The 10,994-nt window shown below is 51.8% G+C and carries 9 protein-coding genes; 8 read left to right on the forward strand and 1 reads right to left on the reverse strand.

The window, feature by feature from the left end; genetic code table 11:
• Positions 1–587: 587 nt before the first annotated feature.
• The 6 genes from F1593_RS23950 (at position 588) to cas6 (ending at position 9,075) form a co-directional block, all read left to right on the forward strand.
• On the forward strand, positions 588–1,649 hold the full coding sequence (locus F1593_RS23950) for a helix-turn-helix transcriptional regulator (protein ID WP_172632407.1): 1,062 nt from the start codon (positions 588–590) through the stop codon (positions 1,647–1,649).
• Positions 1,650–1,651: 2 nt separating this feature from the next.
• Entirely contained in the window at positions 1,652–4,240 is a 2,589-nt protein-coding gene (gene cas3 / locus F1593_RS23955) for a CRISPR-associated helicase Cas3' (RefSeq protein WP_149404087.1), read from the forward strand.
• Positions 4,241–4,314: 74 nt separating this feature from the next.
• Positions 4,315–6,231, forward strand: coding sequence for a hypothetical protein (locus tag F1593_RS23960; RefSeq protein ID WP_149404088.1), 1,917 nt, complete (start codon positions 4,315–4,317; stop codon positions 6,229–6,231).
• 24 nt (positions 6,232–6,255) lie between these two features.
• Positions 6,256–7,254: a DevR family CRISPR-associated autoregulator gene (locus tag F1593_RS23965; protein ID WP_149404089.1), complete on the forward strand. Its 999-nt coding sequence runs from the start codon at positions 6,256–6,258 to the stop codon at positions 7,252–7,254.
• Positions 7,255–7,270: 16 nt separating this feature from the next.
• The gene (locus tag F1593_RS23970; RefSeq protein WP_149404090.1) at positions 7,271–8,044 is read left to right on the forward strand and encodes a hypothetical protein; all 774 of its coding nucleotides are present in this window, start codon (positions 7,271–7,273) and stop codon (positions 8,042–8,044) included.
• Positions 8,045–8,070: 26 nt separating this feature from the next.
• Positions 8,071–9,075 (forward strand): CRISPR system precrRNA processing endoribonuclease RAMP protein Cas6, encoded by a 1,005-nt coding sequence (gene cas6, locus F1593_RS23975; protein ID WP_149404091.1) that lies wholly within the window; start codon positions 8,071–8,073, stop codon positions 9,073–9,075.
• Positions 9,076–9,314: 239 nt separating this feature from the next.
• On the opposite strand, the gene F1593_RS23980 is transcribed toward cas6, so the two are convergent.
• The gene (locus F1593_RS23980) at positions 9,315–9,935 is read right to left on the reverse strand and encodes a TetR/AcrR family transcriptional regulator (RefSeq protein WP_149404092.1); all 621 of its coding nucleotides are present in this window, start codon (positions 9,933–9,935) and stop codon (positions 9,315–9,317) included.
• Positions 9,936–10,302: 367 nt separating this feature from the next.
• Here F1593_RS23980 and F1593_RS23985 point away from each other — a divergent pair, with 367 nt between their 5' ends.
• Entirely contained in the window at positions 10,303–10,617 is a 315-nt protein-coding gene (locus F1593_RS23985; protein ID WP_149404093.1) for a hypothetical protein, read from the forward strand.
• Positions 10,618–10,837: 220 nt separating this feature from the next.
• Positions 10,838–10,975 carry a hypothetical protein gene (locus F1593_RS28630; protein WP_172632408.1) on the forward strand — a complete coding sequence of 46 codons (138 nt, stop codon included), beginning with the start codon at positions 10,838–10,840 and terminating at the stop codon, positions 10,973–10,975.
• Positions 10,976–10,994: the final 19 nt, after the last annotated feature.

A 10,994-nucleotide genomic window follows, 5' to 3' on the forward strand; every position in this document is an offset into this window, starting at 1 on the left:
AAATCGGCAATCCATCGAGAAACGACTCGTTAGGCGTTTAGAGAAACTGGGTTATCAGGTGGAATTACAACCAGCTTCCCAAATCGCTTGAGGGGCTGGTTTCTTTTGTATTTTTCAGAAGAGTATCCTCTTTCGGATCGATGTCTCTGCAACCGAGGGGTGCGCAATAGCTTTTTTTGGCAAATATGACCTGTGATCCTGGCAAGGGCCTTATTTTGGCGTCTGAGAGTTACGTGTTCTCTTCATTTATACGCGATTTTGGCGCTCTGGTCAAGGGGTTTCGAAAATCGGTTTTTGTGTGCAATCACGGTAGGATTTTCGGATGCACTTTTGCGCTTCGAATCATCCTCTGTTATCTTATACATGGTCTCGATTACTTAATTAGGGCGGATTTGTGTCCTAATTAGGATTGTTGTCCGCTTTTTCTCTGGCGATTTTCGAAGCGGGTTGCGAGATGGGCGGTTTTGGGAGGATTCTCTGAGCTTAGATGGTTAATTTTGAGGAGTTTTTTTGGCTGGCGGGCTTTTCCGATGAACCAGGGGGGTGCGAGTCCGTATACTTGGCATATCACGGTTGGAGGTGCTGTTATGAAGACTGATAGCTTTAAGAAGCTGGAACGTCTACTTTTGATTATGAAGATGTTTTCGGTGGAGAAGCCGGAGTGGCGGGCGAAGGATATCGCGGCTCGCCTGGATGTGAATGAGGATACGGTCTATGAGTATCTGAAGGAGCTTAGTCATTCGGGCTTGCTGCCACTTTATCCAGAGAGGCATGTGTGGAAGCTGGTGGAGGGGGCGGTGATTCCTCGGCTGACGATCTCTTTGAGTTATGCTGAGGCGGGCGGCCTCTATCTGGCTGGTCGGTTGCTGGCGCAGATTCAGGATGAGCAGAACTGGCATATCTCTATGGCGCTGAAAAAGCTGGTGGATGCGCTTCCACCGACGCTCCAGGAACAGCAGAATGAGTTGCTGCGTCTGCTGCTCTTTTCGGATGATGATCTTCCTCAGGCTGAGAGGCAACGGGATCTGTCACAGATTTTCCAGGTGCTCACAAGTGGCTGGATCACACGCCATCGGCTTCGTATTCTCTATCAATCCCCTAAGTATGGGGAGTTCGAGTGTTTCTTTGATCCCTATCTGCTCGAACCCTCGGCGATTGGACGCACGATCTATGCAATTGGCTTCAGCAGCCTGGCAAAGGATCTGCGTACTTTTAAGCTTGAACGTATTCAGAAGGCGGAGTTGATGAATACGTCCTTTGCGGTGCCAGCGGATTTCAATGGCCCCGCGTTGCTGCGCCATGCCTGGGGTGTGATGTATGGCGATGAGGAACCGGTGAAGGTTCGGCTCCGCTTTCACTCTACTGTGACAAAACGGGTCCGAGAGACGCGCTGGCATCCTACTCAGGTCCTTCAATTGACACGCGATGGCTGTGAATGGTCGGCTGAGATCGGGGATATGACTGAGATTGAGCCGTGGATTCGTGGCTGGGGCGCTGATTGTGAAGTGTTGGAGCCTATTGCGTTGCGCGAGCGCGTCATTCAGCATGTACGCCGTTTCATGGCACTCTATCAGATCGATCAGCCTGGGCAGCCGTCGGCGCATAATCCACGGGTCTTTGATCGCCGTTTGTTTCGCAAGGAGAAATAGCCATGTTTGAGCTCTATCCCTATCAGGAACGCGTCCTGGATAAGCTGATGCAGAAAAAGAATGTGATCCTGGTCACGCCCACAGGCAGTGGCAAAACCGATGCCAGCATAATCCCTTTCTTTCAGAATCGTCTCTTCTGTGATCAGTGTCTTCCTTATAAAGCGCTTTATGTGGTTCCGATGCGTGTGCTGGCGACGCAATTTCAAACATCCTGTCAGAAGTTGCTTGACGAAGATATCGCACCAGAGTATTTTGCAAAGTTAACGGCACGCTATCAGCATTTTGGACGGGAACTACTCTCGATCCAGACGGGCGACTCGCCGCTTGATCCTTGCTTCGAGTCGATGATCACGGCCTGTACGATTGATCAGCTGCTGGCCAGCGCGTTAGGGATGCCCTATGGTGTGAGTGCTCGACAAGCCAATATTAATGTCGCGGCTGTCAGCAGCTCCTATCTCATTATTGACGAGCCACATCTGTATCCACTGGCTCAGGATGGACGCAGTTATCAGGGTGCCTTGACGACCTGCCTGGAAATGCTCCGCTTGCTCAAAGGGGTCAATCGCTTCATTTTGATGAGCGCGACGATGTCCCGTCCCCTGGTCGAGAAGCTTGCTCAGATGCTTGATGCAGAAGTGATTACCGCCAGCGCGGAGGAGCTGGTGGCTCTGAACAAGGAACGCCAGCGCGCCTTTATCCGCGCGACGGCACCATTGGATGCGCAGGCGGTACTCACGCATCATGATCGCTGCACGCTGGCAGTCTGCAACACGGTACAACGAGCCCAGGAACTCTACCTTCATCTGGATGCTCTTCTCAAGCACGATGGGAGAGATATTGAGCTGAAGTTACTCCATAGTCGCTTTACGGATGCTGATCGCAAGCAGCAAGGTGAGGATCTACAGCGCTTACTGGGCAAAGAGCAATGGATCAATGGGGAGTATCAGGGTGAGAAGGATGTGATTGTGATCGCGACCCAGGTGGTCGAGGTGGGATTGGATATCTCGGTGCAGGTGCTGCATACCGAACTTGCGCCCGCTAACAGTATTGTCCAGCGCGCTGGTCGCTGTGCTCGCTTTGAGCAACAACACGGACAGGTCAGGATCTATCCCCTGGGAGAGGACGAGCAGGGACAGCCAGTCTCGCCGCTTCCTTATCCTGCGGAACTCTGTCGCACTACCTGGGATGCGTTGGCCGCCTATGATCAGCAGGTGGTTGGCTTTGCCCAGGAACAGGAAATTATCAATCAGGTTCATAGCACGGCTGATCTGGATCTGCTGGCACGCTATGAAGCACATCGGGATGAACTTCAGGATACCATCACCACGCGTCTTCAGGATCTGACCCGGAACCAGAGCACGGCGGCTAACCTGATTCGCGATGTGACACAGATTCAGATCATCCTTCACGACGAACCGGAAGAAATTACTACCGAACCCTGGCGCTATGAAAGCTTTGGCGTCCATCCCGGCCAGTTGCAAGGAAAACACTGGCAGCGTTTGAAGAACTATCAAGCAGAGCTTGGATTGGACTGGCTGTGCAAGAAACCAATCCTCAAGGCCACCGCACAACCGGACGATGAAGAGGATAATCGCGCCGTCAACACCTATACCTGGGATCATGTGACCAATCCAGAAGAGGTTGTGGGCGCTCTGATGATTGCGCTCCCCGGCCAACTTGCCACCTATCATCCCGCCCTGGGACTGGTCTTTCTGGATGGACGTCTGCCACTCTCGGAGAGCTGGCGGCAACAGCTCCAGGAGCATCCCTATCAGAGCTCAAAACGGGAACGCAGTGATGACGCGGTTCACAAAAAACCAACACGCCAGCAGAACTATGAGCAGCATATTGGTGGCCTCGCCGATGCCTATCACTACGTATTGTATGACGAACTCTCCTATAGTATGAGCAGTCTGGAAGAGCGCATGTATTTGAAACCTGGCAGCATCGATCACGCCATCCAGCTCGCCATCGCCACACATGATCTCGGCAAACTCGACCGCCGCTGGCAACGCTGGGCACGCGCATGGCAGCGTCTACGTTACGAGAAAGGCCAATGGTCGACCCCTTATCACGAACCAGCCTCTTCCTTCTTCTTTGCCAAGACGAACTATCTTTCTGGCTCATCCAAAGAACGAGACTGGCAACAAGAACTTTCTCAGCAAGGCATAAAACGTCCACACCATGCCTGTGAAGGTGTAGCTGTCAGCCGGCGCTTCCTGAGGCACAGTCTTGGCATCCTCAATGGAAAAGATCCCATGATGGCAGTTTTACGCGCCACCTGTACTGCTATTGCGCATCACCACACCACCGATGCCCACGAATATGGTGAAACACATATCCACCCGAGCGCGCTACCTACCATCGATACCGCACTCAAAAGTGTCCAGCGCGAAAGTCCCTGGGCCTATGATCTGGCTCAACTCACGTTGGAACTCAAAAAAGGCGAATTTCCCAAAAACGTCACGCCGCCCGCACTCACACGCTGTGATGTTTCCGACGAACAGGCACGCCTGGAAACCTGGTTAGCCTTCCTTATCGTTCGTGCGCTCCGCCTGGCAGATCAGCGGGCCGATTTCTATGCGCTGTAGCGTTTATGAGAGTAAAAAGAGATATCAGGGAAACAAACAACTATACTGATACTATTGTTGTACAAGGACAGAGCATGAATAGACTGTATATCAACAAGATATACGATACATCGGCGGATACGCTGCTACTTCTGGGGGCAGCGGAACTGGTCCGGCTGGTATTGAAGTGTCTGGAGAAACCTCATCGGGGAATTGTGCTGCACAATCAAGGTGATTCGCAGAGCATCACCTTTCCCTGTGCGCTGCGGCGGGAAGAGTTACAGAGCGAGAAGTCCATTTTCCTGCTTGGGCCCTTGATCACAGCCAAACAGGATGAGAAGCAGGCGAAGAAGGGGCGCACGCTTCAGGATGGTTTTGATTATGAAGCAGAGCAAGCAAAGCAGAAGACACTATCACTTCAGCTTAAAGCACTTCCCGTCTCATTACGGACCCCTGAGGCACGGCTACGGAAAGAGCCAGACCTTGAAAAAGTCCTGGCACAAGGGCCACGGCCCGAACTGGCACAGTATATGGCGATCAATGTCATGAAGGTGGCTGATACCTTCAACGAGATTGTGCTGCGCTGGAATAGCCTGACGACGACGCAACAATGGCAGGTCATTGTACAGCTCTATGATCTCTTCTCGGAACGAGCAAACAACCTTCCACTGGCAATCCAGCGCTGGAACACATTTGCGAAGGAGGAGCATATCGTCGGAAAAGCACTGGTCACCGCTGTCCAGGCCATTAATCCAACCACCGGGAAGGGCTCGAATCTCCCCAAAGGATATCGTCTCTCGAATGGTGGCCTGGATAGCTTCTGGCTCCTCGAACTGCTCAAGTTCAAGGGCTTTATGGTCGGGTCCGCTCCCTATGTGATGAAAGGGAGTAAGGATCGCAAAACCTATGTGGTGGTGCCTCAGGTGGTTGAACTGGGCACGCTGAACAGTATCATGCAGGATTTTCGTGCGATCTGTTGGTCGAGTACAGCCGTCAAGCAAGATATTCTGGCGGCTTTGCGCCTCACACAGGTTCTGGTCAAGCATCGCCGTACCGAAATTACCACACAACAACAAGAAGATGATCAGCAAGATGAGCAGCCGCTGATCAGTATCGTGCAGGGCTTTGCGGTGACATCGTACAAGGATATGGGGAGCGCCCATGCCACAATGAATGTCGCGACGATCAATATCCCGAGCTGGTTTCCCCGGCTCTCGACGCTCCAGGCGGTTGATGAGGCAGAGTTGTTTCTGCAAGAGCATCTGCGCATTATCCGACGCATCGAGGGCTATCAGGGGAAGGAGTATAGTGAGGAGGTGACACTTCTCCATAGCTATCGCGATTTTCTCTCCGGCCACGATCTCCGATCCTTCTGGCTCTTTGCCGCCCGGTATGGCAGCTATCTCTTTCGCCAACGCGAACACGAAAAGGATGTCAAACGCTGGCTTCCACAACTGACACTGAAAGGAATGGAATATCTCGTGTTACAACAACAACAGAATCAACCCTCATTGCGCACTATCACCGAAAAAGCTGGCTTTCGCAGTATCGCGACAGCGATCCGTGAAGCCACGATTCGGACCCAACGCCGCCGGAGCCAGGACAATGATACGAAGTATGAGGTGCGCTACGGTCTGGAGCAGGAACTGATGCGCAAAGCACGCCGCCGCGATGACTTCCTGATTGCACTGAATCAGTTTCTAGTGAGCTATAACGTCGAGACAGCACGTGAAGAAGAGAAGGTTGCACGCCGCCTCCAACGCCGCCTGACCAAACAAGATTATAACAACTACAAGCTTCGCTATCCGGTAAGCACCAGAGATATCAGTGAAGTCGAAGAATTGCTGGACCTTTATCCCACTGAGCTGATTGCGTCCATGTTGCTGGCCCATGGATACGCACGCTATGAGGCTCTCAATCCCGATGAAATCCGCAACGATACGCCTGATACCATTGACGAGCAAGAACAAGAGCAAGATAACGACGCTGAAACATCTGATGAAGAAGCGTAATATTGTAGAAAGGATCTCACGATCATGACCAATCCTATTGTTTCACTCTCTATCGCGGCACGAATGACGCTCAATATGCATAGCCTCAATAATGAAGGAGGCGAGGGGAACCAGATCCAGACTCGGATGATTGATGTGGTGGGCGATGATCAGCAAATGCATAATGTGAATGCCATCTCTGGTGACATGCTAAAACATGTGTTGATGGAACATTTTTATCGCCGCGCTAAAGAAGAGTCGATGGCCCTCTGTGAGAGTTGCCGTCAGTTCAATGTGAACCGCATTAACGCAGATGATACCTTTATGGCAACGACGAAAGGGATCAAAAACGCGACCTTTATCGATCAGATGCTGCAACGTTGCGCCATGGATGATATTGGCGGTATTCTGGTGACCGCAGAGAAACGCTCGGTTCCGCGTAAATCGGTCTGCGAGTTTGGCTGGGTTGCCGCCATCCCTGAATTGACTCGTACCGAGAGCTATTTCCATGCGAAATATGTGCGTGAACTGGGTGAGAGCCAGCGCCAGGAGGATGCGGATGGGCAGCAGAAGAGTGGCTCGAATAAGGGACAAAACATCTTCTATCGTCCCTCCTCAAGTGGAGTCTATGCGTTGGTCTGCCACCTGGAACTGCATCGTATTGGCTACAATGACATTACGCAGAGCTATGCCATTGACGAAGACGAGCGCCAGCGCCGCATGGCACTACTGCTGGAGAGCGTTCTTTATACCTTCCTCGAACTCAACGGTGCCATGCGTTCCACACAGATGCCCCATCTGGTTGCTCTGGAGGGTTTCCTCTCACGCAGCACCAGTGCAATCCCCGCACCGTTGCTGAGTCCGATTATTGGTGGACAGCACAACCGTTTTGCGTATCGTGAGCAGGCCGAGAAAATCGTTACCGCCCTCAACGGCAAAGGACCTGAACGCGTCAAGCTTGAGAACTTTGATAGCTTGAGCGATTTCGCGGTGCTCATGCGTGAGGTTATCGATAACAGCGCTCCCCAGGCTCTGGCACGCTAGCAAAGGAGATCAGGCGATGTTGATAACGGCTCAGTATCAACCGGTTTCATTCTTCTCCTTGCGCCCGGCCAACGCCACGTCATCGGGAGGAAAAACATTGTTGGTGCCAACACCTTTTGCTATCAAAATGGCCTTGCTCTCAACAGCGATACAGAGTCGTGGTCTCGCGGAAGGGGAACGGCTGTTTCCCTTCTTGCGCGATCTCGACCTCTTTCTAGAGCCACCGCAGGAGTTAATCATCCTTAAAAGTTTCAGTAAAATCAGGCGTGAGCTCAAGGATAAGAATAATCCTGAGAAGGCACAGAGAGCACGGGATGAGAAAGAATTTCCGCTCCAGCCAACCATTGCCTATCGTGAATATGTCAACTATCGTGGCAGCCTCCAACTCGCCTGCCAGCTTGACGAAAGTAATCCTCTCGTCGAGATCCTGCCAGACCTGCTTTTGCAGATTAACTATCTGGGCAAACGCGGAGGCTTTCTCCAGATCCTGGAATCTCCACAATATAGTGATAAGTCACCCGCAGGCGATTTTGTCCATCTGACCGCGCCGATCATGCATACGTATTCAACTCATGGAACCTTACAGATGCTCGATGACTGTGGCGCTCAACTGACCTTCGATAAAGCCAACATCTATAGCACAGCGAAGATTGTCCTGCACAAAGACCGTATTCTGCGCCATATCGTTCTACCTTATGAGCAGATACGCTCCTCGCGTAGCTATAGCTGGTATCAGCGCTTCTCTGAGACACCTGACCCAGGCCATGAAATCGTATTATCTAAACTATAAGAAAAGAAAAGAAAGAGAGACACAGGATGCAGACTTTGCTTCGATCCGCCGCACTCACCACTACCCATCTCTGGTTTACCGTACGAGCCACCACAGCCGTATCATTGGATATGTATAGCGGAGCCGCCTTGCGTGGTAGCTTCTTTCACGCGCTCTGGACGCGCTTCTGTACCAACAAAAGCGCCGTCACCTGCGCGTCCTGCCCACTCAACGAGATCTGTCCCGTCAGCTCAATCGTCGCCCCTTTGCGGGAGGATAACGTCGGCGGTCAGGATATTCAGCGCCCCTATGTCATTATCCCGCCACGAGAAGGCGCGCACTGCTATCAACCGGGAGAAGCCTTCTCGTTTGGTATGACCCTTTTCGGACATATCGTCAATCTGCTCCCCTACATCATGCTCTCCATCTCTGAGCTCGAAGCGGAAGGGCTTGGTCAACGGCTCAATGAAAACGCTGGCCGACGGGGACGCTTCCATGTCGAACAGGTAGAAGTGATCCATCCCTGGACCCAGCAACGGCAGAGCATTTATACCGCAGGGAATCCGCTGGTCAACACACCCATCATCAGCGTCCACGTCGCCGACTGCCTGGAACGGGCAACACAACTCAATGCAGACAGTGTCACCCTGACATTCCTCACCCCGCTGCGTCTGGTGGATCGCGAACATCTCATCAAGCGAGCCGAATTCCGCCCTCTTCTGCAACGCCTGCTGGAACGCTACTATGCCCTCGAACGCCACTATGGCAATGCCGAACTCATCCTCAGCAAAGAAGAGCGAGATCAGCTTTTGCAGCAAGCCGACGCCATCAGTTGTAGCAATGATCAAACCATCTGGCAAGATCTGCGTAGCTACTCCAATCGCCAGAAACGCGCCACCCCTATCGGCGGACTCATCGGGCAGGCCACCTTCACAGGAAATCTCACCGAACTGCTCCCCTACCTCCTCATCGGCGAACTCATCCACATCGGCAAAAACGCCGTCAAAGGCAACGGCTGGTATAGAATTGAAGCAAGCAAGCAAATAGAATAAAAACAAAAAAAGCTATCTCGACAAATGCGCTTTCCCGTTCATCATACGAGCAATCGCGCCTGTAGACCATCTGACCAGCGGAAGATGTTTTTAGGACATTACAGTTGTATGGGTAATATTTCGGTACGAGCAATATGAAAGCGCGCCTCGGTTGCGACCTCGGCACGCACCTACTGTATTCGTCGAGATTCCTCCTATTGAAGCAGTATTGTCCTTTACGGGTGGCACTTAGCCACAAATTAGAGTGAAAGAGATGAGAAGTATTCCAGGTACTCTCCAAGCAAGGAGACAAGATCTCCCTGCACCCCATTCTCCATCCACTCCTCAAGGGCCACACGAAACGCTGTCATGTAGATAGCAACCAGGAAACGAATCTTATTGCGGTCTGTGACAGATTCCAGATGGACGTAAAGAGCATCACAGAAGGCTGGCTCTGCTTCCATCATCGCATAGAGATAGATGGAAGCGATCGATGGGGTCTGCTTTGCCACCTGATAGCGGATCAGAAAGCTGGCCCGTTGCTGCTGATACAGGCTAGCCAGGTACCCAAAGGTCGTTCGGAGTGCAACAAGCGGTGACTCCGATGACGCCGCTTGTTGCAGAGAGCGGATACCATCACTCTGGACCGCATGTATTGGCCCAAAGAGCACCTCCTCTTTGGACGCAAAATAGCGAAAAAAGGTGCGTGGTGACATCATCACCGCATCAGCAATGTCCTGGATGGAGGTGTGCTCGTATCCCCGTTGTTGAAACAGCCGGAGGGCTGCCTCTTCAATGGTTGTTTGAGCCAGACGTTTCTTGCGTTCTCGTAAACTCATTGGCTGCGATTCGTCGTGTGGTGAAGGGACCATGTCATTCATTACCCTTTTTCTCCCATTGACCTTTGTCATTAAGTGACATTATAATTCAAACAGACATACGTGACAACTGGAGACAGTATACACGCATTGTTGATTTCTTGAAATGGCGATTGTTTAAGGATGTGCCTCAGCAGTTTTCTGACCTTGAAGTCACATCCAGACAGCCAGGCAGAAAAACAGATCCATATGCTGGTTTCTATCTGAGTTGAGATGAGAGAGCGGCTGGTCGGAGGGACTTCGACCGGCCACATTGAGATCAGTGCAGTTGCGAGGTTGCTTTCTTGATAACAGTATCTTTTTTGTGAGTCAGTACAATAAAAAAGGAGTAAACAAGCATAGACCATCACTATTATTGGAGAGTAACGCAATGGACGAGTATAAATCTGCCCCTGGACATGTATCCAGCCTGGCAGGCAATAGCGTATCCCGGCGCACAATGTTAGCCGGGATTGCCACTGTCATTCTTGCAGGGAACGCTCTACCTTTGTTCAGTACTCATGTTCTGGCTGCGAGTAATCCTCGCAACCCCAGTGCAGGAGTCACAACATGGTCTCCGCATCGCCTCGATATCTTCGGGCTTGGCACCGACAATGCTATGTATCATAAAGCCTGGAATGGCTCGCGCTGGTTCCCTTCCCTCACCGGCTGGGAAAATCTCGGCGGCGTCTTTAATCTCATTTAGGATAGATTGAAGTTTAGCCTCACCAAACATATGGATGAATCTGGTAGAAAAAAACAGGCTGTGTACCAGATGAAAAAGGGAAAATTCGTCTTGAGCGGAGCTCAAATCAAAATAGCAGCCACCCGTAAAGGTAGAGTGAAACGCACATCTTCCACCCATGGTGAGAGGAACCCTGCGATGCCTGTTCCCACCTCTCCTGGAGCGCCTTCGGTGGGAAGTTTTGAGTACAACTCCACCCTGGAAGGGTGGCCACTACTTTGATGAACATGATCGCCAGGCGGTACAAAAACGGTTGGTTCGCCGTCTCGAAACCCTCGGCTATCAGGTCCAGTTAACCATCGCTGCCACGGACACGTAAAACTTCCCACACGACCAGA

Source organism: Dictyobacter arantiisoli (assembly GCF_008326305.1).
Lineage (GTDB): Bacteria > Chloroflexota > Ktedonobacteria > Ktedonobacterales > Ktedonobacteraceae > Dictyobacter > Dictyobacter arantiisoli.